Consider the following 26,367-nt stretch of genomic DNA (forward strand, 5'->3'; position numbering starts at 1 on the left):
CGGGCGTCCCCGCGCCGCCCGCGCCGTCTCGGGGGCTACTCGCCCAGCCGCTCGCCGTTCTCGATCCGCACCCCGCGCGCCCAGTCCGCGGCCCGCATCGGCTTCTTGCCCTGGGGCTGCACCCACTGCAGCTCGACGACGTGCGAACCGGTCCCGGCGTGCACGGAGTTCTTCGCCACGTGCAGCTCGCCCGGCGCCTGCCCGGTGCGCTCCGGGTCGAGGGCCACGGCGCGCACCTTGAGGCGCTCGCCGCGGAAGACCGTCCAGGCGCCGGGGGCGGGCGAGCAGCCGCGTACGAGCCGGTCGACGCGGAGTGCCGGGTCCGTCCAGGCGATGCGGGCGTCCTCGACGGTGATCTTCGGGGCGAGACTGACTCCGTCCGCGGCCTGCGGCACGGCCTCCAGGGTGCCGTCCTCGATGCCGTCCATGGTCGCGGCGAGCAGCCCGGCGCCGGCGAAGGCCAGCCGGGTGAGGAGGTCGCCGCTGGTGTCGGTGGGGCGTACGTCCTCGGTGATGACGCCGTAGACCGGCCCGGAGTCCATGCCCTCCTCGATCAGGAAGGTGGTGGCGCCGGTCGTCTCGTCGCCCGCGAGCACCGCGTGCTGCACGGGGGCGGCGCCGCGCCAGGCGGGGAGGAGCGAGAAGTGCAGGTTGACCCAGCCGTGTACGGGGATGTCCAGCGCCGTACGGGGCAGCAGCGCGCCGTACGCGACGACCGGGCAGCAGTCGGGGGCGATCTCGCGCAGCCGGGCGAGGAAGTCCGGGTCGCGGGGCCTGTCCGGGCGCAGCACCTCGATGCCGGCCTCCTGCGCGCGCTGCGCGACCGGGCTGGCCACCAGGTGCCGGCCGCGCCCGGAGGGCGCGTCGGGGCGGGTGACGACGGCCGCCACCTCGTGCCGCTCCGACGCGAGCAGGGCGTCCAGGGACGGTACGGCGACCTCGGGGGTCCCGGCGAAGACGAGCCTCATCGGTGGGGAGCAACCTCTCGCGAACGGCGGCGGCGGACGGCGGTTCAGTCTACGGTCCGTCAGCGGACCCGCCGCTCGAAGGGGGCGCACGCACCCTCGCAGTCCCGGCGCGTGCGCCCCGCGCGGGGTGCGATGCGCCCCCGGTGCGTGACCAGAGCGGGCGTTCCGACGTTGGTCAAGAGGGATTGACCGAACGGGACGCAACGGGCCGCTCAGCGGCCGTCGTTACCCGTATATCCCTGATCTGTCCTTTCCATGCCGGTTCGAGAGGCTTGTTCATGGCCGACCACGCAACCAACGACGCCCAGGCGAGGGCCAGCCTGCATCTGCTGGTGCGGGACATCGAACGGGTCCGCCGGCAGGTGGATGCCCTGCGCACGCTGACGGCGCAGCTCGGCAACGTCTACCGCCCCCGGCGCACCGGCCCTTCGGCGGGCTTCGTCGTCTACGGCCGGGCGCCCGCGCCCACCGTGCGGCTCGCGCAGGAGCTGCGCGACAGCGTGGAGACGCTGGTGACCGCCGCGGTGGACTTCGACCGGTCGCTGGGCTTCTCCTGGGACGCGGTGGGCTCGGCGCTCGGTGTCACCAAGCAGGCGGTGCACCGCCGTTACGGCACCCGGCGCGGCACGGCCCAGCACACGGCGGACCAGCACGTGCCGAGCGCGCACCCGGGCGGCCAGCACCCGGGCGGCTCCGGTGACGCCCCCGGGCGGCCGGACGAGGGCCCCGCCGGCGCGCCACCCGCGCCCGCCGTCCCGGCGGCGCGCTCCGTGCCGGGACGCACCGCCACGGCCGCCCCGCACGACTCACGGCCCGGGATCTTCCCTGGCCCTCGCAACGGCTGACCCCTCCGCAGCCGTCGCCGCCCGCCCGGTGTCCGCCTGCCCCGCCAGGGCCGGCCGGACGCCGGGCGGAGGTGCGCCCGCGCCCGTACGGGGGCTGCTCTCGTACGCGGTCTGCTCTCGTACAGGGCTGCTCTCGTACAGGGCTGCTCTCGTACGCGGGCTGCCCCCGCGTCAGCCGCCCGCGGCCGCCGACTCGTCGCCCGGCACGGGGAGTTCGAGGGGCAGGTCCGTACGCCGGCTCACGTTGAGCTTGCGGTACACCCGGGTCAGATGCTGCTCGACCGTGCTGACGGTGACGAACAGCTTGCTCGCGATCTGCCGGTTCGTGTGCCCCTGCGAGGCGAGCGCGGCGACCCGCAGCTCCGCGTCGCTCAGCTCGTTGACCGGGTCGTCGACGGGGGTGCCGACGCCGTCGAACGGCAGCGCCGCGCCGACGATCTCGCGGGGCAGGATGCCGCGCGGCAGCTCCATGTCGCAGTCCTCGGCGATCCGGTAGGCGCGGCGGGCCTGGAGGCGGGCGCGGGTCTCGTCGCGCAGCGCGTGGTAGGCGCGGCTGAGCTCGGCGACGGTCAGCGCCAGCTCGTAGCCCTGGCCGGCGCTGCTCAGGTTCTCGACGGCCTCGTGCAGCAGCGCCGGTGCCTTCGCCGCGTCGCCGGCGCGGGCCAGGACGCGCAGGGACTGGGCGCGTACGGAGGGGTACTCGGCGCCGAGCCGGGCCAGCTGCTCCAGCGCCAGGTCACGGGCCTGGTCGCGCTTGCCCAGCGCCAGGCAGGCGCCGGCCAGGTCGGTCCGCCAGGGCAGCACGGTGGGGATGTCGGCGCCCCACTTGCGCATCAGGTCGCCGCAGGTCCAGAAGTCGTCGAGGGCGGCATGCGGGCGGTCGACGGCCATGTAGTAGCGGCCGCGCGCGGCGAGGTAGCGCAGTCCGGCGACGTTCTGGAACGCCCCTTCGGGGACCGGCATGTTGAGATACGCGGCGGCCTCGTCGTACCGGCCGAGTGCCGTCGTGACGAGCACCATGTTGGCGATCGGCGCGCCGATCGCCACGCCCCAGCTGCCGGGTGAGATGAGGCTGAGCGCCAGGTGCGCGGGCTCCTCGGCGGCGGCGATACGGCCCTGCCGTACGGAGATGTCGGCGCGTACGGTCGCGAAGAACGCCTGCCACGTCAGCGCGCCCCGCTTGCCTGCCTCGCGCAGCAGCGTGTCGCACCAGTGCCCGGCCTCGTCCAGCCGGTCCGCGTACATCAGCGCGCTGAGCGTCGCGACCTCGGTGAGCAGCGTGGCGTCGTCCAGCCGGGCGCCCTGGAGGATCTGTTCGGCGCGGGTCACGGTGTCCTCGTCGGCGCCGCGGGTCAGCACGGCGCTCAGCAGCGCCGCCGCCCGGGTGGGCCGGCTGCCCGGTGCGGGGGCCGCCTCCGCCGCTTCGACCTCGGGTCTGACCCGGCCGAACTGCCCGGCGTGCGCGAACCCGAGCCACAGCCGGATCAGTTCGGCGCCCTCGACGGTCTCCGCGCACGTGCCCGCGCGCTCGCGCTGGTCGAGGAGTTCGAGTACGGCCGTGGCCTCGTCGCTGCTCCCGTGCCAGACCAGCAGGCCGATCAGGGTCGCCATGTCGTCCGGTGTCATCCGCCCGGCGCGTGCCGCGGCCGTCAGCTCCGGCAGGTGCCGGGCGGCGGCCAGCGGGTTCACGCGCCACTTGGCGCGGGCCAGCGCCATCCGGATCGCGGTCTGTTCGTCCTCGTCGGTGGCCGCGCGCGCCGCGGCCGACAGGCAGTCGACGGCGAAGCCGATGCGGTCGCCGGCCAGCGCCTCGGTCGCCGCCTCGCGGAGCACCGGTACGCCCCACGGCTCGCTGACGCGGCCCGCGGCGACGAGGTGCGGGGCCAGGCGCGCGGCGGAGACGCCGTGGCCGTGCAGGATGCGGGCGGCGCGGCCGTGCAGCGCGGCGTTCTCGCCGGCGCGGGTGGTCTGCCGTACGGCGGCGGTGACGGCCGGGTGCCGGAAGCCGCCGCCGTCGAGCAGGCCCACGGCGTTCAGGCCGCTGAGCGCCTGCTCGGTCATCTCCGGGTCGAGGGCGACGACTTCGCCGAGGACCTCGGGTGACGCGTAGTCCCCGACGACGGCCAGCGCCTTGGCGGTGCGCAGCATGGCGGGTTCGCAGCGGTAGAGGCAGGTGGCCACGGCCTGGCTGAAGGCGGGGCCGGGGGTGAGTTCGCCGTTCTCGGTGGCGTCGTTGAGGTGGTCCTCGGCGAGGGCGCGGGCGAGGAGCGGGTTGCCGCCGCTGATCCGGTGGCAGGCGGTGGCCAGTTGGCGGGAGCGGAACCGGCCCACATAGCCGGCGAGCAGGGCGGCCACGCCTGACTTGGACAGCGGCTTGAGTCTGAGGTGGTGGCAGTGCGGCTGCCGGAACAGCTCGGCGCGGAACCGCGGGTACTCGCGCTGCAGCAGGGCCTCCTCGGTGAGGACGAGCAGCACGCGGGTGGAGGGCAGGCGGCGGGCGAGATAGAGGAGGCACTGCAGGGAGCGGGGATCGGCGTAGTGGACGTCGTCCACGCCGACCACGAGCGGGCCGCGTTCGGCGAGGCCGAACAGGATTCTGCCGAGCCGGCGCGGATCGGGCTCGGCCGTCTCCTCGGACACCCCGAGGACGGACTGCACGACGGACTCCACTGCCGGCGGTGCGGCGGCGCGGGCGCCGGGCGGGGGCGCGGCGACGTCACCGCGTTCGGCGAGGAGTCCGGCCGCGGCGGTCAGCTGCCCTACGACCTCGAGCGGCAGGACGTACTCCGCGAGGGAGGCGGTGGCCTTGAGGAAAACGCCGCCGACAGACTCCACGTGGTCCGCGAACCGCTGCAGGAGCGCGGTCTTCCCGCCTGCGACCGGTCCGCTGATGAGCGCGATATTCCCCCGGCCCTGGGCGCACTCGGCGTAAAGCTGTTCCAGGCATGAGATTTCTTCGGCGCGTTCCACCAAGCTTATGGGGCACACCCGTAGTTCACACATCCCTTCGCAGGCCGCAAGGTTGCCGGTGTGGTCGATGTACTCCGAACGAATTCCGGGCGAGCCACCGCGTGCGCGGGCGCGCACGAGCACTCAGCGAAACGGACTCCTGGGTACACGGGCGGGATCAGGCCCCGCGTCCGGCGGGCCGTGCGCGGGCCGCTCGCCCGGCGCATGCCGGACCGGGCAGCCGGCCCGGCATGCGGCCTGACCTGTACGCGACAATCTCGCGGCCACTTGTGGCGCGCACACCGGTCACGCCGGAGCCACCACGGCATCCGGCGCCGGTTCCGGCGTCCACTGGCCCGCTCTCCCCCGGACATCTTCTCCCCCGCTCACGGCGGTCCCCCGTACTCATGCCTTTAACGGCCGCGGCCCGCAGGCTCCCCCCGTCCTCAACTGCTCACGGAAATGAAGGGCGTTGAGGACACTCTGTGTTGAGCTTGCCACAAGGACGGGACGCGGACCATACGCAATCCGTGATGGCACGCCTTCGCACGGTGATGCATCGGGCGTGACCTGAGGCTTCAGGTGCAAATCCATTGCAAATGGGAATGAAAAGCCTCCGTAACTCGCCGGGCCGCAACTCCGCGCTAGCCGTGCGCCGGAACCCGGCAAGCGCTGTCGCGCACGTGGTCCAGCAACTCCGCCTGCTCGAGCAGCTCCTGTCCCTGCGGCCCGAAGTCCGCGCCGCCGCGCACCGCCTCCGCGAACCGCCGGAAGCCGTTGGCGAACTGGTCGTCGGCGGCCAGCGTGAGCTCCTCGACATGGTCCTGCCGTTCCACCCGCAGGACCGTGCGCAGCGTGGGCGGCGGGCTGAACGCCCTTTCCAGCGTGAGCCGTCCGGAGCTGCCCCACACCGTGTACGCGGACCGGTAGGAGGTCTGGAAGCTGAACGCCAGATCGGCGGGCACACCTTCGCCCGAGCACAGCAGGGCGCTTCCACCGAGGTCGACGCCGTCTCCGGGGCCCCCACCCGAGCCCTCACCCGGGGCCGTACGGAGCACGGAACCCAGCACGCGCAGGCCGTCGCCGAGGAACAGCCGGGCCGCCCGTACGAGATACGAGCCGAGGTCGAGCAGGGCGCCCCCGCCGAGGTCCGCCCGGTACCGGATGTCGTCCGGTTCGCGGGGCGGGATGCCGTACGCGGCGCTGAATGACCTCGGCCGGCCGATGGCGCCGCCGGCTGTCAGCTCGCGGACGAAGGCGTGCTGCGAGTGGTGGACGAAGGTGAAGTTCTCGGCGGCCCACAGCCCGCGCCGCGCGGCCAGCTTCACCAGGTCCTCGGCCTCCGCGAGGGTGCCGGCCAGCGGCTTCTCGACGAGTACGTGCTTGCCCTCGCTGAGCGCGCGGTGGGCCCACCGGTGGTGCAGCCCGGTGGGCAGCGGGATGTAGACGGCGTCGATGTCAGTGCGGGCGAGCAGCCGCTCGTAGCCCTCCACGGGCACGCCCCCGAAGCGCGTCGCGAACCGTTCCGCTTTCGCCCGGTCCCGGCTCGCGCAGGCGGTCAGCTCCATCTCGGGCACGCGGGCCATGGCGGGCAGCGCGTTCCGCCAGGCGATCTCGGCGCAGCCCAGCAGCCCCATCCGCAGCGGCGTCCGGCTCGGCCCCATCGTCAACGCACCATCCCGTCACCACAGACTGTGCACGCAGGCCAGCAGGCTGCGTGCCTCGATGTTCAGGTAATGACCGTGCTGCACCAGGTCGTTGAGCTGGCGGACGGTCATCCAGCAGTGCGTGGCGGGGACTTCGACCGGGAAGTCCGGTCCGGCCTCGACCACGCGGTAGCGCGTACGGGCGTGGAAGAACCTGCCGCCCTCCTCCGACAGCGTGGTGTCGAAGCGCACCCGTTCCGGATCGGTGCCCGTCGCCGCGCCGCCGAACGGCAGTCCGGCGGCGGCCGCGGCCGGGTCGCCGCCGGGTGGCACGTACACGGTGGGGCCCAGCTCCACCAGGTCCCGCAGGCCCGGCTGCGGCATCGCCTGCACGAGTACGTGCAGCACGCCGCGGATCGTACGGGTGAGGAAGACGGCAGCGGCCTCGCCGCGCGGTGCGAGCAGTGGCTGCGACCACTTGCTGACCTCGCGGTTCTCGGCCAGTACCCGGGCGGCCATGATGCGGAACTCGCGGCGCTCGTCGTCGGCGATCTCGTCGGCGTCGCGGCGCCAGTTCCGCACGTCGGCCAGCGGGATCAGGTCGACGGACCAGTCCAGCGCGGTCTTCCGCTCGGTGAACCAGCTGAGCAGCTCGTAGCGGGTGTGCAGCGCGCCGCCCCCCTCGTGCTCCGGCTCGTACGAGCGCAGCAGCGCGTCGGTGAACGGGCGCGGGTGCGCGGTCGTTCCGGATGTGCCGGGCGCGGCGCCGGTCCGCGCGAGTGAGGCGCGCGGCGGGGCCAGCGGGAGAGAGGCCAGCACCGTACGGGCGTCCATGCTCACCAGGTGGTCGACGCCGAGGAGGGCGCGCAGCTGACGGAGCGTGAGCCAGTGGAAGTCCTCGTGCTCCGGGACGTCGCCGTCCGTCCGCACAACCATGTTCCGGTTCCGCTTGCCCAGGAACCAGGCGCCCTGCTCGGACTGTAGCACATCGACCAGTACGCGGCCCTGGCGCGGCTCCCGGAAATACTCCAGATAACGGGTGTGCGCGCCGCGGTGCACCCGGCTGTAGTTGCTGCGGGTGGCCTGCACGGTCGGTGAGAGCTGTAACGAGTTGACGTTTCCCGGCTCCATCTTGGCCTGCATCAGAAAATGCAGCACGCCGTTGAAATACTTGGCCAGGATGCCCAGAATCCCAATTTCCGGCTGGTTCAGCACCGGCTGTTCCCAGGGCGTTCCGGCCGAGCCGTCCCGCACCCGCAGCCCGGCCACCGTGAAGTAACGGCCGCTGGTGTGCCGCAGGTTGCCGGTGCCGGACTCGAAGTGCCAGTCGTCCAGCTGCTCGAACGGCACCCGGGTGACCTCGAAGTTCCCGTTCCGGTGCCGGTCGGCCCACCACTCGTGGAAGTGGGACAGCGGCCGCACCTCGCGGCCCGCGGAAGTCGCCGACAAGGTGAACTCCGAGGCGATTTCCCCATCGGAGCCAGCTTGCGAGGTGGCATTTTCCTTGGTCACCGGGCGCCTCCGTCAGCGTCTTTGAACGCTATTACACGGCGGCCTTCTGAAGCCCCCGTAAGGCGCCGCCAAAGTCTCTCCCAAGCGGCCGAACCAGCCGATATTCAGGGCCGGTTCTTGTTGCGAATTCCGAGTCCCCCGACTTAGCCTGACGAACATTATCGGCGTACATCTCCTCGGAGGATCAATGAATGACGCGATGATATGGGCCGAGGGGCTGTACAAACGATTCGACGGAGCTCCCGCACTCGACGGGCTCAGCCTCCAGGTGCCCGTGGGCCGCGTGTGCGGCCTGCTCGGGCCCAACGGCGCCGGCAAGACCACCGCCGTCCGCATCCTCACCACGCTCTGCGACCCCGACGAGGGGCAGGCGCGGATCGACGGACACGACGTCGTGCGCGAGGCCTACCAGGTGCGGGCGCGGATCGGTCTCGCGGGCCAGTACGCCGCCCTGGACGAGGCGTTGACCGGCCGCGACAACCTGCGGATGTTCGGCCGCCTCTACCACATGTCGCGGCGCGCCTCCCGGCAGCGGGCGGACGAGCTGCTGGACCGGTTCGGCCTGGAGTACGCCGCGGACCGGCTGGTCAGCACGTACTCCGGAGGCATGCGCCGCCGCCTCGACCTGATCACGAGCCTGATCATCGCGCCCAAGGTGCTCTTCCTCGACGAGCCCACGACCGGGCTCGACCCGCACAGCCGGAGCGAGATCTGGGCCACCGTCAGGGAGCTGGTCGCCGAGGGCACGACGGTGCTGCTCACCACCCAGTACCTGGACGAGGCCGACCAGTTGGCCGACGACATCGCCGTGGTCGACCACGGCCGCATCATCGCCTCCGGTTCGCCGGACGAGCTGAAGGCCCTCATCGGCGACCGGCTCGACGTGGTGCTGGAGGACCCCTCGGGGCTGGAGCGCGCGGCGAAGCTGCTCGCCGAGTTCGCGGGCACGGGCGAACCGAAGGTGGCGGACGAGCGCATCAGCCTGCCCATCGTGGGCCGCGCGGTCACGCTGGTGGACGTCGTACGGGAGCTGGACCGGGCGGGCGCGGCCGCCGCCGACGTGGCGCTGCGCCGCCCGACCCTCGACGAGGTGTTCCTGCATCTGACGAAGCGGACCGCCGCCCCCGAGCAGGCCCCCGACCAGACCCCTGACCAGGCCGGCGCCCTCGCGGCGCACGGCACCCACGAGAAGGAGACGGTCTGATGGAGGCCCCCGCCGTTCCCCTGTCGCCCCTCTCCCGCGTCCGCTGGACGCTCACGGACGGGATGACCCTCGCCGTACGGCCGCTGGTGCAGCTGCGGCACCGGCCGCAGGTGCTGATCGCCGCGCTGGCCTTCCCGGTGATCATGGTGGTGCTGCTCGGCTACGTGCTGGGCAGCGCCGTGGAGGTGCCCGGCGGCGGTGACTACCGCGAGTACCTGATGCCGGGCCTGTTCGTGATGATGTCGTTCACGAGCGTGTCCACCAACGCCACCGACGTGGCCGCCGACAACGCGCGCGGCATCATGGAGCGGCTGCGCTCCATGCCGATGTCACGGCTCGCCGTGCCGTTCGGGCAGACCGGCGCGGACATCGTGATCGGCAGCATCGCGCTGTCGCTGATGGTGGGCTGCGGGCTGGCCGTCGGCTGGCAGCCGCACGAGGGCATGATCCGCGCGGCGGCCGCGGTCGGCATCATCATGCTGCTGCGCTACGCGATGAGCTGGGTCGGCGTGTACATCGGGCTGGTGGCCGGGTCGGAGCAGATGGCCGGGCGGCTCGCGCCGTTCTTCTTCCCGGTGGCGCTCATCTCGACCGCGTTCGTGCCCACCGACGACATGCCGGCCTGGCTGCGGACGATCGCGAACTGGAATCCGGTGAGCGCGGGCGTCGAGGCCTGCCGCGAGCTGTTCGGCAGCCCCGGCAACCTGCCGGAGCACGCCCCGCTGCCGCTCCAGCACCCGGTGGAGGCCAGCCTGCTGTGGGCGGCGGTGCTGCTGGTGGTGTTCGTACCGCTGGCGGTGCGGGCGTACCGGCTGCGGGGACGCTGACACCCCGTAACCCCCCGCCCGGCCGCCACGCCTCACGCGCGCAGCGGCGCCGGCTCCGCCGGTGCCGCCGTCGTGGGCACGTACGCGGGCAGTTCGGCCTGTACGTGGAAGCCGCCGCCGTCCGGGCCCGCGGTCAGCGTGCCGCCGATCAGCTCGACGCGCTGCCGCAGCCCGGTCAGGCCCATGCCCGAACCGACCGCGGACAGCAGCGAGTCGGCGGGCCGGTCGGTGGCGGAGTTGCGCACGCTGAGCCGTACGCCGTCGGGGCGGTAGCGCACCCGTACCTCCACGCGGGCGCCGGGCGCGTGCTTGCGCACGTTCGTCAGCGCCTCCTGCACGATGCGGTACGCCGTACGGCCGATCACCGGTGAGGCCAGCGGCGGATCGCCCTCCTCGGTCAACTCCGCCGCCACACCTACCGACTCGGATTCCGCGATGAGCTCCGACAGACCCGGCACGGAAGCCCGTTCCCCGGTGCCGCCGCCGTCCCCGGCGGCGTCCGGGGCGCCGGGCGCCGCCCCGGCGTCCGCGTCCGCACCGTCGTCGCGGCGCAACAGGCCGACCACGTCCCGCAGTTCCTCCAGAGCCTGGCAGCCGGTCGCGCGCAGCGCCTCGGCCGCCGCGTGCACGCTCTCGTCCTGCGAGGTGACGCGCAGCGCGCCCGCCTGGAGCACCATCAGGCTGACGCGGTGGGTCACCACGTCGTGCATCTCGGCGGCCAGCCGGGCGCGTTCCTCGGCGCGGGCCTGCTCGGCGAGCATGTACCGCTCGCGCTCCGCGCGGTCGGCCCGCTCGGTGAGCGCGCGCAGCACCCGTTTGCGTGCGGCGCCGTACATGCCGAGCAGCATGCCGACGACGATCAGCATGAGGCTGCGGAAGGCCACTTCGCCGGTCGGCCCGGCGTTCTCCTCCTCGGCCGCGGAGATCCCGGGGCCCAGCGGCAGCGCCCAGCCCATGAGCAGCGCGCCCAGCAGCATGCCCGCCACGGGCAGCCAGCGGGCCCGGCGGTCCCCGGCGAACGCCATCGCGGCGAACGCGGCGAACGGCGCGGCGGGCGTCCACATCAGCATCGTCTCGAAGTCGACGGACTCGCCCGCGCGCATGACCGAGCCCTCCGCGACGAGTTCCGCCACGGGGACCAGGACGGCCGTGCCGGCGACGATCCAGGCGACGGCGAGCGGGGCGCGGCGCCGCCAGAACAGGGGCAGCGCCACCGCGCCGAGGAGCACGGCAGTCGCGCCGCCGAACGGCTTCAGCGGCGAGCCGGAGGCCGGTGCCAGACCGAGGCCGATGAGCAGCGTGGTCACCACGACGACGGCGTCGAAGACGGCGTCCCGCCACGGTTCGAACCGCGGATTCCCGTATGGGCGCTTCACACACCCACAGTACGCAGCGGGCCGGTTTCCGCCAGGGCGGCCGCCGGACCGCGGGACCAAGACCCTACGAAAGTCATATACGGCTCCGCGCAGCCCCGACCTTCGACAACCGCATCCCCTGCCTTGCTCGCTACCGGCGCCGTACGCCGGCGGCTGGAATTTGTCCCGAGGCGTCCAGCACGCCCCGATGGGCATTTTCGTCAGCCTTCAGCAAAGGAAGCACCGATGAGCACAGCACCCGCGGAAACACCACCGCGTTCCGTGCCGGAGACGGCCGCGGCCGCCCGGGCCGAGGACGTTTCCAAGGTCTACGGCAGCGGCGACACGAAGGTCACCGCGCTCGACGGCGTCAGCGTCGAAATCCCGCGGGGCAGGTTCACCGCGATCATGGGGCCCTCCGGTTCCGGCAAGTCCACGCTGATGCACTGCATGGCCGGGCTGGACCGGATCAGCGGCGGCGAGGTCTACATCGGCGACGCCGCGCTGTCCACCCTGAACGACAAGCGCCTCACCAGCCTGCGCCGGGACAAGGTGGGCTTCGTCTTCCAGGCGTTCAACCTGATCCCGACGCTCAGCGCGCTGGAGAACATCACGCTGCCGATGGACATCGCGGGCCGCAAGCCGGACCAGGAGTGGCTGGACCGGATCATCGAGACCGTGGGCCTGCGGCAGCGCCTGTCGCACCGGCCCGGCGAACTGTCGGGCGGCCAGCAGCAGCGGGTGGCCTGCGCGCGGGCCCTCGCCTCCCGGCCGGAGATCATCTTCGCGGACGAGCCGACCGGGAACCTCGACTCGCGCTCCAGCTCCGAGGTCTTGTCGTTCCTCCGCGACTCCGTACGGGACCTGGGCCAGACCATCGTCATGGTGACCCACGCCCCGGACGCCGCCGGGTACGCCGACCAGGTCCTGTTCCTGTCCGACGGCAGGGTCGTCGACCGGATGTACAACCCGACGGCCGACCGCGTCCTGGAGCAGATGAAGGGCTTCGACCTGTCGGGGGGCACGTCCCGATGATGGCCAAACTCGCCCTCCGCGGGCTGGCCGCGCACAAGCTGAGACTGGGGCTCACCTCGCTCGCGGTCATTCTCAGTGTCGGCTTCGTCTCCGGCACGATGATCCTCTCCGCCACGATGGACAAGTCCATCGGCGGGGTCTTCGCCGAGATCGGCGAGGGCACGGACACCGTGGTCCGTACGAAGCAGGCGTTCGCCACCGAGCTGGGCACCGACGCCCCCGACAAACCGGTGCCCAGCTCGGTTCTCGACTCCGTACGCGATCTGCCCGGTGTCGAGAAGGCGCGCGGCGTGGCCAACGGCTACGCCGCGCCCGTCGACAAGAGCGGCAAGGTCTTCGGCTCGCCCCCGCAGACCGGTGTGGACTGGAACGACGACGCCGACGTGTCCCCGATGTCCCTCAAGGAGGGCCGCGGACCGCGGACCGCCGGCGAGGTCGCCATCGACGCCCGTACGGCGAAGAAGACCGGGTACGAGGTCGGCGACAAGATCAAGATCGTGCTCGGGGACGGCACCCGTACGTTCACGCTCGCCGGCGTCTTCCGGTACGGCGAGTCGGAGGACCTGAGCAGCACGGTGGTGACGGCGTTCGAGCCCGAGACCGCGCAGCGGCTGCTGATGGAACGCCCGGACAGCTACCGGGAGATCGACCTGCACGCCGAGGACGGCGTGTCCCAGTCGGAGCTGACCGAGACGGTGACCAAGGCGCTGCCCGGCGGCTACGAGGCGATCACCGGGCAGAAGGCCATCGACGAGAAGACGGAGGCGGTCAAGGACATCCTCGGGCTGCTGCAGAACTTCGTCCTGGTCTTCGCCGGGGTGGCGGTCTTCGTCGGCTCGTTCATCATCTTCAACACCTTCTCCATGCTGGTCGCGCAGCGCATGCGCGAACTGGCCCTGCTGCGCGCGGTCGGCGCCTCGCGGTCGCAGGTCACGCTGATGGTGATGGGCGAGGCGCTCGGCATCGGCTTCGTCGGCTCTACGCTCGGGCTGGCGCTGGGCGGCGGCCTCGGCCTCGGCCTGCGGTGGCTGTTCAGCACGCTGGACCTGGGGATTCCCGCCAGCCAGCTGACGTTCCCGGTCTCGGCCGTGGTGTGGTCGTACGCGGTCGGGATGCTCGTCACGCTCGTCGGCGCCTATCTGCCGGCGCGGCGGGCGTCCAAGGTGGCGCCGGTCGCGGCGATGCGTACGGAGCTCGCGCCGACCGACCGGTCGCTGAAGTTCCGCGCCGTCGCGGGCACGGCGACGATGGCGGCGGGCGCGGTCGGCATGGCCGTGGGCTTCACGGGCACGGGTACGGCGGCGCTGACCCTGGCGGGCGGCGGCGCGGGCGTGTTCTTCATCGGCATCACGACGCTCAGCCCGATCATCAGCAAGCCGGTGACCCGCGCGCTCGGCTGGCCGTTCGCGCGCCTCTTCGGCGCCACCGGCCGGATCGGCCGGGAGAACGCGCAGCGCAACCCGCGCCGTACGGCCGCCACGGCCTCGGCGCTGATGATCGGCCTGACGCTGATCAGCGGGGTCAGCGTGATCGCGTCGTCGATGATCGCGTCGACGAACAAGCAGATCGACAGCGGTCTCACCTCGGACTACCGCGTGGACGCGCCGAGTTCGCAGTCGCCGCTGAGCGCCGACGTACAGCGGGCGCTGGCCCGTACGCCCGGCGTGGAGGAGGCCGTGGCGTCGCAGGACGCCCGCTTCCGGCTGGACGGCAAGGTGAGCAAGGCCGCCGCGGGCGACCCGGCGCAGCTGGTGAAGCTGTACAAGCTGAAGCTGGAGTCGGGCGACACCGCGCTCGGCCGCGACGAGCTGCTGATCAGCCATCAGACGGCGGTGGACCAGGGCTGGCAGACCGGTGACCGGCTCGAGGGCGAGTACCAGGACGGCTCACCGGCCACGTTCCGTATCGGCGGGATCTACACCGACGTCAAGACGGTGCTGGAGACCGTGCCGACGCTGATCCTCGGCATGAACAGCTACCGGGAGCACTACTCTGCGGACCAGATCGGCACCGTCGACATCATCAAGAGCCCCGGAGCCGACGCGGCGGCCACCGAGAAGGCGCTGGAGACCACGCTGCAGCCGTGGCCCAACGTGGACCTGAAGAACCGCGACGCCATCAAGAAGCAGTACACCAGCAGCATCGACCTGCTGCTGCGGATGGTCCTGGTGCTGCTCGCGCTGTCGATCACGATCGCCGCGCTGGGCATCCTCAACACGCTCGCCCTGTCGGTAGTCGAACGGACCCGGGAGATCGGGCTGTTGCGGGCGATCGGCATGCAGCGGCGCCAGGTCCGCCAGATGATCCGCTACGAGTCCGTGGTGATCTCCACCTTCGGCGCGGTGCTCGGCCTCGCGGTCGGCGTCGTCCTCGCGTGGAGCATCCAGAACGCGGCGGCCGCGGAAGGGATGAAGGTCCTGTCCATCCCCGTGGCCCAGCTGGGGCTGTACGTCCTGACCGCGGCGCTGATCGGCGTCGTCGCCGCGCTCTGGCCGGCCCGCCGGGCGTCGAACATGGACGTCCTGGACGCCATCGCCACCAACGAGTAGCCCACCGAGCAGCGGCCCCGGCGCTTCCTTCTCCCCCAAGGCGGCGCCGGGGCCGCGCCACCGCTCCCACCAGGCCGCCCCACCGACGCGGAGGACGCTGATGATCGAGGTCAAGGGCCTCACCAAGACCTTCGGGCCGACCCTGGCGGTGGACGATCTGACGTTCACGGTCCAGCCGGGGGTGGTCACCGGCTTCCTGGGCCCCAACGGCGCCGGCAAGACCACCACGATGCGCGTGCTGCTGGGGCTGGACACCGCGACGGCCGGCAGCGCGACCATCCGCGGCCGCCGGTACGGCGACATGCCCGCGCCGATGCGCGAGGTGGGCGCGCTGCTGGACGCGCACGCCGTACACGGCAGCCGCAGGGCCGCCGACCATCTGCTGTGCCTGGCGCACAGCAACGGCATCCCCGCGTGGCGGGTGCCGGAGGTGCTGCAGCAGGTCGGGCTGGACAAGGTGGCGCGGCACCGGGTCCGTACGTTCTCGCTGGGCATGTTCCAGCGCCTCGGCATCGCCGCCGCGCTGCTCGGCGACCCCGCGATCCTGATCTTCGACGAGCCGGTCAACGGGCTGGACCCGGAGGGCATCGTGTGGATACGGGCCCTGATCCGGCAGCTGGCGGACGAGGGCCGCACGGTGCTGGTGTCCAGCCATCTGATGAGCGAAATGGCCCTCACCGCCGACCACTTGGTCATCATCGGCCGCGGCCGGCTGCTCGCCGACACCGGCGTGGACGAGCTGATGCGGTCCGCCGGGCGGCAGCAGGTGCTCGTCCACACGGAGCACGCGGACGTGTTCGCGCGGCGGCTGACGGGCCTGGGGGCGACCGTACGGTTCGCGCCCGAGGGGGCGCTGTGCGTCTCCGGGATGGCCAGCACCGAGATCTGGAAGGTGGCCTCCGCCAACGGCGTCGTGCTCTCCGAACTCACGCCGCAGCGCACGTCGCTCGAGGAGGTCTTCATGAATCTGACACACGACAGCGTCCAGTTCCATGTCACCGAAGGAGCCGGGTGATGAACCCACCGATCACCGCCGCCGGGTCCGGGTCCGCCACCGCCTCCGGGCCCGCCGACGTGCCGCTGGACGACCGGGCGACCTTCGCGGACGCGGTGCACTCGGAGTGGACGAAGCTCCGTACGCTGCGCTCGTCCACGTACACGCTGCTGAGCGCCGTCGTCCTCGGCGTGGCCATGGCGTTCTTCTTCACCAGCGGGACGGGCGAGGGGTACGCCGGCTCGTCCGCGTCGGAGAAGGAGGAGTGGGATCCGACGCTGACCTCGCTGCTGGGCGCCACGCTGTTCGCGCAGCTGGCAATCGGCGCGCTGGGCGTGCTGAGCAGCAGCGGCGAGTACGCGACCGGGATGATCCGTACGAGTCTGACCGTGGTGCCGCGGCGCGGCCGGCTGATGGCCGCCAAGGCCGTGGTGATCGGCGGGGTGGCGCTGGTGGCGGGCGAACTCATCGGCTTCGCCGGGTTCCTGATCAGCCAGCCGGTGCTGAAGGGGATGGACGTGCCATACGCCACCCTCGGGCAGCCGCACGTGCTGCGGGCCGTCATCGGCACCGGGCTGTACCTGTCGATGGTGGCGCTGCTCGGGCTGGCGCTGGGGCTGCTGGTCCGGTCCACCGCGGGCGCGATCATCCTGCTGGTGGTGGCGACCGTCATCATCCCGTACATGGTGGGACCGATGCTGCCGCCGCTGGCGCGGGGCGCCTGGCCGGTCATGTCGGGCATGATGATCATGTCGACGAACATCGAACTGGGCATACCCGCCTGGGCCGCGTTCGGAATGATGGCGGCGGGCGTGGGGGCGGTGCTGGCGGCGGCGTACGTGCTGTTCCGCCGCCGGGACGTCTGAGCCCCGTGGTCCGAGCCCTCGCGGTCTCAGCGCTCCGGTCCGAGCCGTCCCGGAGCGTGCTGCCGACTGGTTTGGCCTGCTGTTAGGGCCCCTTAAGTGCGTCAGGAGAAGGTCGTTTCAGCCTGACAATCGAGGAGGCCGCGTGCGCACACCCGACGTATTCGTCAAAGGGCTCGGGGTGTTTCTGCCGGAAACGGTGAGCGTCGAGCAGGCCGTCGCGGAGGGGCGCTACCCCGCCGAGGACGTGGAACTGCACGAGCTGGCCGGAGCGGCCGTCGCCGGTGACACCCCGGCGCCCGAAATGGCCCTGTGGGCCGCGCAGCAGGCGTTCAAACGGTGCGGTCACCGCCCGGACGAGATCGACCTGCTGCTGTACGCCGACTCCTGGTACCAGGGGCCCGACGGCTGGCAGCCGCAGTACTACCTGCAGCGCCATCTGGTCGGCGGCGACGCCCTGGCGGTGGAGATCCGGCACGGCTGCAACGGGATGTTCAGCGCGCTGGAGCTGGCCGCCAGCTATCTGCGCGCGCCCTCGATGCGCGCCGCGCTCGCGGTGGCCACCGACAACTTCGGCACCCCGATGATCGACCGGTGGCGGTTCGGCCCCGGCTACATCGCGGGCGACGCCGCCAGCGCCGTCCTGCTCACCACCGAACCGGGCTTCGCGCAGCTGCTGTCCGTGTGCACCGCCTCCGTCCCGGAGGCCGAGGAGGTGCACCGCAGCGGCGAGCCGTTGTTCCCGCCGGGGCCCACTGCGGGGCGGCGGCTGGACTTCAGCGGCCGTACGGCGGACTTCAACCGCCGTTCCATGGCCGAGGGTGTCGGCTCCAGGGTGTGGATGACGGTCCACCAGAAGATGGTCGAGGCCGTCAACCGGTGCCTGGACGAGTCCGGGATCGGGACCGCCGACGTCACGCGGGCCGCGTTCATGAACTACTCGCGGGAGATCGTCGAGCAGCGCGGCATGCTGGCGCTCGGTCTGCCGATGTCCAAGTCCACCTGGGAGTTCGGCCGCACCGTCGGCCATCTCGGCGCCAGCGACCAGATCGTCTCGCTCGACCACCTGCTCGCCGCGGGCGAGTTGGGCCCGGGCGACCACATGCTGCTGGTCGGCGTAGGGCCCGGCATCACCATCTCGTGCGCCGTGGTGAAGATCCTCGAACCGCCGCCGTGGACCGCCTGAGCACACCGCGGCGGGCGGTCACGTACGAGCACGTCCCGGCGGCGGTCACGTACCGGCCAGTCAGAACGACGGGCGCGACACGCCCGTGAGAAGCAGCGCCCGTCCGAAGGCGCACAGCCAGCCCGGCAGAGGTCAGAAGGGGCACACAGCGATGGTCAAGGGGAACCGGTCCGTACAACCGCCCGCAGCAGGCGCGGAACCCGTGGCGGTGATCGGGCTCGGCTGCCGGTTCGCCGGGGACGTCCACTCGCCCGAGGGGTTCTGGGAGCTGCTGCTCGACGGCCGCGACGGCATCGGCGAAGTGCCGCCGGAGCGGTGGGAGTTCTACGAGGCCATGGGCCCCGACTACGCCGCCGCGCTGCGCCGCGCCACCCGCTGGGGCGGCTACCTGTCGGACATCGAGGGCTTCGACGCCGAGTTCTTCGGCCTCACTCCGCGCGAGGCGGAGCTGATGGACCCGCAGCAGCGGATCCTGCTGGAGGTGACCTGGGAGGCGCTGGAGCACGCCGGCATCCCGCCGCGCGAGCTGGCGGGCGGCGGCACCGGCGTGTTCGTCGGGGTCGGCTCGGACGACTACGGCCGGCGGATGCTGGAGGACCTGCCGCGCATCGAGGCGTGGACGGGCATCGGCGCCGCCATGTGCGCGGTCGCGAACCGCATCTCGTACGCGCTGGATCTGCGCGGCCCGAGCCTCGCCGTGGACACCGCCTGCTCGGCGTCGCTGGTGGCGATGCATCTGGCGTGCCAGAGCCTGCGGCTGGAGGAGAGCTCCGTCGCGATCGCGGCCGGCGTCAACCTCATCGTGTCGCCCGGCCTGACGCTGACCCTCGACGCGGCGGGCGCGATGGCCCCGGACGGCCGCTGCAAGTCGTTCGACGCGTCGGCGGACGGGTACGGGCGCGGCGAGGGCTGCGGCGTTCTCGTACTCAAGCGGCTCGCGGACGCGGAGCGTGACGGTGACCGCGTGCTGGCCGTCGTGTCGGGCAGCGCGGTCAGCCAGGACGGCCGTACGAACGGCATCATGGCGCCGAGCGGAGACGCGCAGCAGCACGTGCTCGAACGGGCCTGCCGCCAGGCCGCCGTGGACCCGGCGACGGTGGACTACGTCGAGGCGCACGGCACCGGCACCCGGCTCGGCGACCCGCTGGAGGCATCGGCGCTCAGCGCCGTGTACGGGGCGGGCCGCGACGCGGGGAAGCCGTGCCTGATCGGCTCGGTGAAGTCCAACATCGGGCATCTGGAGGCCGCCGCGGGCGTCGCCAGCCTGATCAAGGCGGTGCTCTCGCTGAGCAACGGGGAGATCCCGCCGACCCTGAACCACACCGCGGGCAACCCGGCCGTCGACTGGGACACGGCCGGCCTGCGCGTCGTCACCGACCGCACCCCCTGGCCGCGCGGCGAGCGGCCACGGCGGGCCGGGGTGTCCGGCTTCGGCTACGGCGGGACGATCTCCCACGTCCTGCTGGAGGAGGCCCCGGCCCCCGCCGGCGGAGCCGCGGGGACCACCGCGGAGGATGCGGCGGGGGATGCGGCGGGCCGGGAGCTCGCCGAGGCCGCGGCAGGCGCCGAGGCCGGCGAACACGGCCCCGCGCCCCGGCTGTTCCCGCTGTCCGCCGCGTCCGAGGCGGCGCTGCGCCAGTACGCGGGCGATCTCGCCGGCTGGCTGACCGGGCTGGGCTCCGGCGCGTCGCTGGACTCGGTCGGGCACACCCTGTCGCAGCGCCGCTCCCATCTCCCGCACCGGGCGACGGTGGTGGCGTCCGACCGTACGGAGCTGGTGGCGGGCCTGCGCCGGCTGGCGGAGGGCGAAGCGGGCCCGGGCCTCCTCACGGGTACGGTGCCGGCCGCCACGGCGCAGGACGCGGGCCTGGTCTGGGTGTTCTCCGGGCACGGCTCGCAGTGGACGGGGATGGGCCGCGAACTCCTCGCCACGGAGCCGGCGTTCGCGTCGGTGATCGATTCGCTGGAGCCGGTCTTCCTGGAGGAGATCGGCTTCTCGCCGCGCCAGGTGCTGGCGGACGGCGACTTCGAGGACGTCGACCGCGTCCAGACCATGATCTTCGCGATGCAGCTGGGCCTGGCCGAGGTCTGGCGCGCCCGCGGCGTCACCCCCGCCGCCGTCATCGGGCACTCCGTCGGCGAGATCGCCGCCGCCGTCACCTGCGGCGCGCTGACCCGTGAGGAGGGCGCCCGGCTGATCTGCCGGCGCTCGGTGCTGCTGCGCCGGGTGGCGGGCAAGGGCGCCATGGCGATGGCGTCGCTGTCGTTCGCCGACGCGCAGGAGAAGCTGGCGGGGCGTACGGACGTGGTGGCCGCGATCGCCTCGTCGCCGCTGTCGACGGTCATAGCGGGAGACACGGCGGCCGTCGAGAAGGTGATCGCGCAGTGGAAGGCGGAGGACATCCCGATGCGCCGGGTGGCCTCCGATGTGGCGTTCCACAGCGCGCACATGGACCCGCTGCTCGCCGAACTGTCCGCCGCCGCAGGGGACCTCTCCCCCACCGGGCCGGTCATCCCGATGTACTCCACGGCGCTGGAGGACCCGCGGGCGACGCCCACGGCGGACGGCGCGTACTGGGCGGCGAACCTGCGGAATCCCGTAAGGCTCGCCGCGGCCGTCCAGGCGGCGGCCGAGGACGGGTACGGGGCGTTCCTGGAGGTCTCCGCGCATCCCGTGGTGGCGCACTCCGTCAACGAGACGCTGCCCGAACTCGGCTTCGACGACGCGTTCACGGGCTCCTCGCTGCGGCGCGACCAGCCGGAGCGCGCGACGCTCCTCGCGGGCGCCGGCGCGCTGCACTGCCACGGCGTGCCGCTGGACTGGGCGCGGCTGCACCCGCGCGGCGACCTGGTCGCGCTGCCGCAGGTCGCCTGGCAGCGCGCGCGGCACTGGCGGGACGCGGTGCCGGGCGGCGGCGGTGCGGGCCTGCGGCACGACGTGGACGCGCACACGCTGCTGGGCGCGGAGTCGCCGGTGGCCGGGCGGCAGCTGCGGCTGTGGCGGACGCTGCTGGAGGACGCGAACCGGCCGTACCCGGGCAGCCACACCATCAACGGCGTGGAGATCGTGCCCGCCGCCGTGCTCGTCAACTCTTTCCTGTCCGCGGCCTCGGACGGCGTACGCACGCCCACGCTGACCGACGTGTCGCTGCGGCTCCCGCTGACGACGGCGGAACGCCGCGAGGTGCAGGTGCTGTACGACGACGCCGGGGCGCGGATCGCGTCCCGCGTGCAGGAGGAGGACGGACCGGGCGCCGGCACCCGGCAGTGGCTCACGCACACCACCGCGCATGTCGCCGCCGGCCCGGCCGGCGCGCCGCCCGCGGCCCTGCCGGAGCCGGACGGCGCGGCGGAGCCCGCCGACCCCGGCCTGGTCCGGCGGCACCTGACGTCGGTCGGGGTGCCCACGATGGGCTTCGAATGGACGGTGGACGAACTGACGCGTACGGGCGGCGGGTTGCGCGCCCGCGTGCGTACGGACCAGCCGGAGCACGCCGCGCCGACCTGGGCGCCGCTGCTGGACGCGGCCCTGTCCATCGCGCCCGCCGCGTATCCGGGCGAGGCCGTGCTGCGCATGGTCGCGCACGTGGACGAGGTGCACGTCGCCGGTGAGCCGCCCGCGGAGGCGGTCGTCGACGTGGCGCTCGACCCGGACGAGGACGACGCCGTGCACGTGCTGATCGCCGACGCCGGCGGCCGTGTCCTGGCCCGGCTGGCGGGGCTGCGGTACGCGGGCATGGACCGCGATCCGTCGGCCACCGCGACGCCGGAGCAGCTGGTGCACGAGATGGTGTGGCGGCCGCTGGACCTCGCCGCCGCGGACCCGGAGGAGGCCGCGCGGCGCGTCGTCCTGGTCGGCGCGGACGGCGACCGGACGGAGGAGCTGCGCGCCCTGCTGGCCAAGGCCGGGGCCGACTGCGCCGTCGTCTCCGGCCCCGAAGACCTGGACGCGGGCGCGCACTTCGCCGCACCCGCCGACGTACTCCTGCTGCCCGCCGCGGAGCACGGGGACGGTCCCGTCGCCGACGCCGCGGTCCGCTCCGCGTGGCTGCTCACCCGCACCGCGCAGCGCCTGGCGGCCCTGGACGCGGCGGAGCCGCCGCGCCTGTGGTGCGTCACCTCCGGCGTACGGGAGAGCGCGCACGCGGCGGGCCTCGCGCAGGCGCCGCTGTGGGGACTGAGCCGGATCGTCGCGGGCGAGCACCCGGAGCTGTGGGGCGGCCTGGTCGACGTGCCGGCCGGCGGGCCCGGCACGGTCGCGGGCACCCTGCTGGAGACGCTGCGGGCGGCGCCCCGCGAGGACGCGGTCGCGCTGCGCGACGGCGCCGCGTTCACCGCCCGGCTGGCCAGGCCGGAGGGCGAGCCGTCGGGCCGCCCGGTGGAGTGCCGGGCCGACGGCACGTATCTGGTCACCGGCGGCCTGGGCATCCTCGGCCTGGAGGTCGCCCGCTGGCTGGCCGAACGGGGCGCGCGCCGCCTCGTACTGGCGGGCCGCCGGCCGTTCCCAGTCCGCGCGGACTGGGACGGGCGGACGGACGCGGACGTACGGCGGCAGATCGACGGCATACGCGCCCTGGAGGCGGCCGGAGTCACCGTCCGTACGGTCGCCCTGGACGTCGCCGACGCCGCGGAGGCCGCGCGGGTGCTGGACCCGGACGCGCTGGGCCTGCCGCCCGTACGGGGTGTGGTGCACGCGGCCGGTGTGCTGGACAACCGGATGCTGGCGGGCGTGGACGAGGCGTCGCTGCGTACGGTGATGCGGCCCAAGGTGGCGGGCGCGTGGACGCTGCACGAGCTGTTCCCGCCCGGCAGCGTCGACTTCCTCGCGTTCTTCTCCTCCTGCGGCCAGCTGCTCGGGCTGCCGGGCCAGGCCAGCTACGGCGCGGCGAACGCGTTCCTGGACGCCCTCGCCGTACACCGCCGTACGGCGGGCCACGCGGACACGTTCAGCCTCGGCTGGACGTCGTGGCGCGGCAAGGGCATGGCCGTCAACAAGGTCGTCGACCTGGAGCTGCAGGCGCGCGGCGTCACGGACATCTCGGTCCCGGAGGCGTTCGGCGCCTGGGACCTGGCGGCGCGGCACGGCGCCGGGTCGTACGCGGTGCTGGGGCTGACGGCGCTGGAGCCGGGCGGCGAACGGCTGCCGCTGCTGAGCGAGCTGTCGGCCGGTACGGAGGCCGGCGCGGCGGCCGGTTCGCCGGGCGCCGCGGACGAACTGGCCGGGCTGGCACCGGAGGAGCTGCGGGAGCGGCTGCTGGAGGAGGTCGGCGGGCAGATCGCCGCCGAGATGCGGCTGTCCGCGCAGCGCCTGGACCCGCGCCGGTCGCTGGCCGAGCAGGGGCTCGACTCGGTGATGACGGTGGTGATCCGGCGGCGCCTGGAGAAGCGGTTCGGGCAGAGCCTGCCCGCGACGCTGCTGTGGCACCAGCCGACGGTGTTCGCCATCGCGGAGCACCTGGCCGGGCTGCTGTCCGCCGCGGACACAGAGGACACCACCGCGACTCCCGACACCGCCGCGGCCGACGAGCCCATGCCCATGGTCGGCGCCTGACGGACCGCCGTACGGGCCCGAGAAACGAGGTAGCAGAGACGTGCGTACAACGGATGTGTTCGTCAAGGGGATCGGCGTCTGTCTGCCGGAGCCCGTCAGCGTCGAGTGGGCCGTGGCCCAGGGGCTGCACCCCGCAGGCAGTGCCGCAGCGCACGGGCTCACGGGAGCCACGGTGGCGGGCGACGTCCCGGCCCCCGAGATGGCGCTGCGGGCGGCGGAGGACGCGTGCAAGCGGGGCGGGCAGCGGCCCGACGAGGTGGATCTGCTGCTCTACACGGACACCTGGCATCAGGGCCCGGACGGCTGGCAGCCGCAGTACTACCTGCAGCGGCACCTCGTCGGTGACGGCGTGCTCGCCGTGGAGACCCAGCACGGGTGCAACGGCATGTTCAGCGCGCTGGAGCTGGCGGCCGCCTACCTGGGCGCCGACGACGCGCGCCGGGCCGCGCTGATCGTCAGCGCGGACAACTACGGCACGCCGCTGGTGGACCGCTGGAACGCGGGCCCCGGCTTCGTCGTCGGGGACGCCGCCGCGTCCGTCGTCCTGAGCCGCGACGAGGGCTTCGCGCGGCTGCTGTCGGTGGGGTCCGTCACCGTCCCGGACGGCGAGGAACTGCACCGGGCGGGCGAGCCGCTGTTCCCGCCCGGCGCCACGACCGGCAGCACCATGGACTTCAACGTGCGGGCTGCCGCGTTCCTCGCCGAGGCGAAGGCGCGGGCGAGCGCGGCCGGCGGCGGGCCCTCGCTGTGGCTGCGCGTGCACCAGAAGCTGGCGGAGTCCGTGCACCGGGCGCTGGCCGAGGCTGACGTCGAACTGGCGGACATCGCCCGGGTGATCTTCATGAACAACGACCGGGAGACCGTCGGCGAGCGCTGCATGGGCGCCCTCGGCCTGCCGCTGTCCAAGTCCACCTGGGAGTACGGGCGCACCGTCGGCCATCTCGGCGCCAGCGACCAGATCGTCTCGCTGAACCACCTGCTCGAGACCGGTGAACTGGGGCCCGGTGACCGCGTGCTGCTGGCCGGCATGGCGCCCGGGGTCACCCTCTCGAGCGCGGTCGTCGAGATCGTCGGCACGCCCCCGTGGCTCGGCTGAAGGGACAGGATCATGGAGGAGGCATACCCGTACGAGGTCTCCGTCGGCCGGATCGAACCGTGCCGCATCATCAAGGTGCCGGAGATCGTGGACTCCCGCGGCAGCCTGTCGGCGATCGAGGGCGGCGAGGCACTCGGGTTCGACTTCAAGCGCGTCTACTACCTGTACAACATGCCGCTCGGCACCGTCCGCGGCGCCCACGCGCACCGCAATCTGCAGCAGCTCCTCCTCGCCATGCACGGCTCGTTCGACGTCGTCGTGGAGGACGGCAGCAGCAAGGCGACGTTTCACCTGGACAACCCGACGTACGGCCTCTACATCGGTCCGATGGTGTGGCGGAACCTCGTGAACTTCTCCCCCGAGGCGGTCGGGCTCGTCCTGGCCTCCGAGCACTACGACGAGGCCGACTACTACCGGCACTACGACGACTTCCTACGCGACGCGCGGAGCCTGCCATGACCATTCCCTTTCTCGATCTGCGCGCCGCCTACGTGGAGCTCCGTACGGAGATCGACGCGGCCGTGCGGCGGGTGCTGGATTCCGGCTGGTACCTCTTCGGGCCCGAACTGGAGGCGTTCGAGGCGGAGTTCGCCGCGTACTGCGGCGCCGGGCACTGTGTGGCCGTCGGCAGCGGCATCGACGCGCTGGCGCTCACGCTGCGCGCCCAGGGCGTCGGGCCGGGCGACGAGGTGATCGTGCCCGCGAACACCTTCATCGCCTCGTGGCTGGCGGTGTCCGCGAGCGGCGCCGTGCCGGTGCCGGTGGAGCCGGACGAGCGGACGTGCAACCTCGACCCCGCCCGGATCGAGGCCGCCGTCACGCCGCGCACGAAGGCCGTCATGCCGGTGCACCTGTACGGGCAGCCCGCCGACATGAGCGCCGTCTGGGAGGCCGCGGACCGGCACGGCCTGGCCGTGCTGGAGGACGCGGCGCAGGCGCAGGGCGCGCGGTACCACGGCCGCAGGGTCGGTTCGGGGCGCGCGCCCGCGGCGTTCAGCTTCTACCCGGGGAAGAACCTCGGCGCGATGGGCGACGCCGGCGCCGTGGTCACGTCGGACGCCGCGCTGGCGGACCGCGTCCGGCTGCTGCGCAACTACGGCAGCCGCGTCAAGTACGAGCACGAGGTCAAGGGCACCAACTCGCGGCTGGACGACATCCAGGCCGCCGTGCTCCGCGTGAAGCTGTCCCGGCTGGACGAGTGGAACGCGCGGCGCGCCGCCGTCGCCGCCCGCTATCTGGCGGGGCTGGCGGACGTGGACGGGCTGGCGCTGCCGTACACGGAGCCGTGGGCGGAGACGTCCTGGCACCTCTTCGTGGTCCGTACGGACCGGCGCGAGGTGCTGCGTACGGCCCTCACCGACGCGGGCATCGGCACGCTCATCCACTACCCGGTGCCGGCGCACCTGTCCGGCGCGTACGCCGAACTGGCGTACCCGCGGGGCGCGTTCCCGCTGTCGGAGCGGCTGTCCGAGGAGGTGCTGAGCCTGCCGAACGGCCCGCACATGACGGACGGGGCGGTGGACGAGGTGATCGCCTCGGTGCGGAAGGCGCTGTCCGCGCTGTCCGCGCGTCCGCGGGAGCGGCGTACGGCGGCGCCCGCCGGCTGAGCCACCGTACCGCTCCCCGCACGCTGATCGGCCCCCGCACCGGACGGACGGACGCTGTTGGTTAATTCGGGGGCTCGCGTGACGTCGGCCTTCAAGACCCGGTTGTGGTCTTGAAGGCCGACGTTGTCGTATGGGGTGGGTGCGGGTGTCGATGCAGCCGAGCAGGCCGAGCGAGGTCGA

General features: G+C 73.1%; 17 protein-coding genes. 12 read left to right on the forward strand and 5 right to left on the reverse strand.

What is annotated here, in order from left to right:
- Positions 1-35: 35 nt before the first annotated feature.
- The gene (gene fmt / locus DVA86_RS12430; protein ID WP_208878152.1) at positions 36-968 is read right to left on the reverse strand and encodes a methionyl-tRNA formyltransferase; all 933 of its coding nucleotides are present in this window, start codon (positions 966-968) and stop codon (positions 36-38) included.
- A gap of 278 nt (positions 969-1,246) precedes the next feature.
- Between fmt and DVA86_RS12435 the strand changes: the two genes are divergently transcribed.
- On the forward strand, positions 1,247-1,813 hold the full coding sequence (locus tag DVA86_RS12435; protein ID WP_208878154.1) for a hypothetical protein: 567 nt from the start codon (positions 1,247-1,249) through the stop codon (positions 1,811-1,813).
- A 171-nt stretch (positions 1,814-1,984) separates the two neighbouring features.
- Here DVA86_RS12435 and DVA86_RS12440 read toward each other — a convergent pair whose 3' ends face one another.
- The 3 genes from DVA86_RS12440 to DVA86_RS12450 form a co-directional block, all read right to left on the reverse strand.
- Positions 1,985-4,783, reverse strand: a complete 2,799-nt coding sequence (locus DVA86_RS12440) for an AAA family ATPase (RefSeq protein WP_208878155.1) — start codon at positions 4,781-4,783, stop codon at positions 1,985-1,987.
- Between the two features lie 623 nt (positions 4,784-5,406).
- Positions 5,407-6,426, reverse strand: coding sequence for a Gfo/Idh/MocA family protein (locus DVA86_RS12445; RefSeq protein WP_208878157.1), 1,020 nt, complete (start codon positions 6,424-6,426; stop codon positions 5,407-5,409).
- 18 nt (positions 6,427-6,444) lie between these two features.
- Positions 6,445-7,857: an NDP-hexose 2,3-dehydratase family protein gene (locus tag DVA86_RS12450; RefSeq protein WP_245996521.1), complete on the reverse strand. Its 1,413-nt coding sequence runs from the start codon at positions 7,855-7,857 to the stop codon at positions 6,445-6,447.
- Positions 7,858-8,107: 250 nt separating this feature from the next.
- Here DVA86_RS12450 and DVA86_RS12455 point away from each other — a divergent pair, with 250 nt between their 5' ends.
- On the forward strand, positions 8,108-9,124 hold the full coding sequence (locus tag DVA86_RS12455; protein ID WP_208878161.1) for an ATP-binding cassette domain-containing protein: 1,017 nt from the start codon (positions 8,108-8,110) through the stop codon (positions 9,122-9,124).
- A complete protein-coding gene (locus DVA86_RS12460; protein WP_208878163.1) occupies positions 9,124-9,951 on the forward strand; it encodes an ABC transporter permease in 828 nt (275 codons plus the stop codon). The genes DVA86_RS12455 and DVA86_RS12460 overlap by 1 nt, the downstream gene beginning before the upstream one ends.
- Positions 9,952-9,983: 32 nt before the next feature.
- On the opposite strand, the gene DVA86_RS12465 is transcribed toward DVA86_RS12460, so the two are convergent.
- A complete protein-coding gene (locus DVA86_RS12465) occupies positions 9,984-11,327 on the reverse strand; it encodes a sensor histidine kinase (protein ID WP_245996523.1) in 1,344 nt (447 codons plus the stop codon).
- Positions 11,328-11,552: 225 nt separating this feature from the next.
- On the opposite strand from DVA86_RS12465, the gene DVA86_RS12470 reads away from it, so the two are divergent.
- The 9 genes from DVA86_RS12470 to DVA86_RS12510 all read left to right on the forward strand — a co-directional run bounded on the left by DVA86_RS12470 (position 11,553) and on the right by DVA86_RS12510 (position 26,187).
- On the forward strand, positions 11,553-12,341 hold the full coding sequence (locus tag DVA86_RS12470) for an ABC transporter ATP-binding protein (protein ID WP_208878165.1): 789 nt from the start codon (positions 11,553-11,555) through the stop codon (positions 12,339-12,341).
- Positions 12,338-14,890, forward strand: coding sequence for an ABC transporter permease (locus tag DVA86_RS12475; protein WP_208878167.1), 2,553 nt, complete (start codon positions 12,338-12,340; stop codon positions 14,888-14,890). Before DVA86_RS12470 ends, DVA86_RS12475 begins: the two co-directional genes overlap by 4 nt.
- Before the next feature lie 100 nt (positions 14,891-14,990).
- A complete protein-coding gene (locus DVA86_RS12480) occupies positions 14,991-15,905 on the forward strand; it encodes an ABC transporter ATP-binding protein (protein ID WP_208878168.1) in 915 nt (304 codons plus the stop codon).
- Positions 15,905-16,750 (forward strand): ABC transporter permease, encoded by an 846-nt coding sequence (locus DVA86_RS12485; protein WP_208878170.1) that lies wholly within the window; start codon positions 15,905-15,907, stop codon positions 16,748-16,750. Before DVA86_RS12480 ends, DVA86_RS12485 begins: the two co-directional genes overlap by 1 nt.
- 142 nt (positions 16,751-16,892) lie before the next feature.
- Positions 16,893-17,933: a ketoacyl-ACP synthase III family protein gene (locus DVA86_RS12490; protein ID WP_208878171.1), complete on the forward strand. Its 1,041-nt coding sequence runs from the start codon at positions 16,893-16,895 to the stop codon at positions 17,931-17,933.
- Positions 17,934-18,084: 151 nt separating this feature from the next.
- Positions 18,085-23,484 (forward strand): type I polyketide synthase, encoded by a 5,400-nt coding sequence (locus DVA86_RS12495; protein WP_208878173.1) that lies wholly within the window; start codon positions 18,085-18,087, stop codon positions 23,482-23,484.
- A 40-nt stretch (positions 23,485-23,524) separates the two neighbouring features.
- Complete coding sequence (locus tag DVA86_RS12500) at positions 23,525-24,580, forward strand: ketoacyl-ACP synthase III family protein (protein WP_208878175.1); 1,056 nt, start codon at positions 23,525-23,527, stop codon at positions 24,578-24,580.
- A gap of 12 nt (positions 24,581-24,592) precedes the next feature.
- Positions 24,593-25,039 carry a sugar 3,4-ketoisomerase gene (locus DVA86_RS12505; protein ID WP_208878177.1) on the forward strand — a complete coding sequence of 149 codons (447 nt, stop codon included), beginning with the start codon at positions 24,593-24,595 and terminating at the stop codon, positions 25,037-25,039.
- Positions 25,036-26,187: a DegT/DnrJ/EryC1/StrS family aminotransferase gene (locus DVA86_RS12510; RefSeq protein WP_208878178.1), complete on the forward strand. Its 1,152-nt coding sequence runs from the start codon at positions 25,036-25,038 to the stop codon at positions 26,185-26,187. Before DVA86_RS12505 ends, DVA86_RS12510 begins: the two co-directional genes overlap by 4 nt.
- Positions 26,188-26,367: the final 180 nt, after the last annotated feature.

It is taken from the genome of Streptomyces armeniacus, assembly GCF_003355155.1.
GTDB classification, from domain to species: Bacteria; Actinomycetota; Actinomycetes; order Streptomycetales; family Streptomycetaceae; genus Streptomyces; species Streptomyces armeniacus.

Coding starts and splice junctions, on each gene's coding strand:
- DVA86_RS12485 (WP_208878170.1), top strand. CDS start 15,905: ATGAACCCACCGATCACCGCCGCCGGGTCCGGGTCCGCCACCGCCTCC.
- DVA86_RS12480 (WP_208878168.1), top strand. CDS start 14,991: ATGATCGAGGTCAAGGGCCTCACCAAGACCTTCGGGCCGACCCTGGCG.
- fmt (WP_208878152.1), bottom strand. CDS start 968: ATGAGGCTCGTCTTCGCCGGGACCCCCGAGGTCGCCGTACCGTCCCTG.
- DVA86_RS12445 (WP_208878157.1), bottom strand. CDS start 6,426: ATGGGGCCGAGCCGGACGCCGCTGCGGATGGGGCTGCTGGGCTGCGCC.
- DVA86_RS12455 (WP_208878161.1), top strand. CDS start 8,108: ATGAATGACGCGATGATATGGGCCGAGGGGCTGTACAAACGATTCGAC.
- DVA86_RS12510 (WP_208878178.1), top strand. CDS start 25,036: ATGACCATTCCCTTTCTCGATCTGCGCGCCGCCTACGTGGAGCTCCGT.
- DVA86_RS12460 (WP_208878163.1), top strand. CDS start 9,124: ATGGAGGCCCCCGCCGTTCCCCTGTCGCCCCTCTCCCGCGTCCGCTGG.
- DVA86_RS12495 (WP_208878173.1), top strand. CDS start 18,085: ATGGTCAAGGGGAACCGGTCCGTACAACCGCCCGCAGCAGGCGCGGAA.
- DVA86_RS12475 (WP_208878167.1), top strand. CDS start 12,338: ATGATGGCCAAACTCGCCCTCCGCGGGCTGGCCGCGCACAAGCTGAGA.
- DVA86_RS12435 (WP_208878154.1), top strand. CDS start 1,247: ATGGCCGACCACGCAACCAACGACGCCCAGGCGAGGGCCAGCCTGCAT.
- DVA86_RS12505 (WP_208878177.1), top strand. CDS start 24,593: ATGGAGGAGGCATACCCGTACGAGGTCTCCGTCGGCCGGATCGAACCG.
- DVA86_RS12470 (WP_208878165.1), top strand. CDS start 11,553: ATGAGCACAGCACCCGCGGAAACACCACCGCGTTCCGTGCCGGAGACG.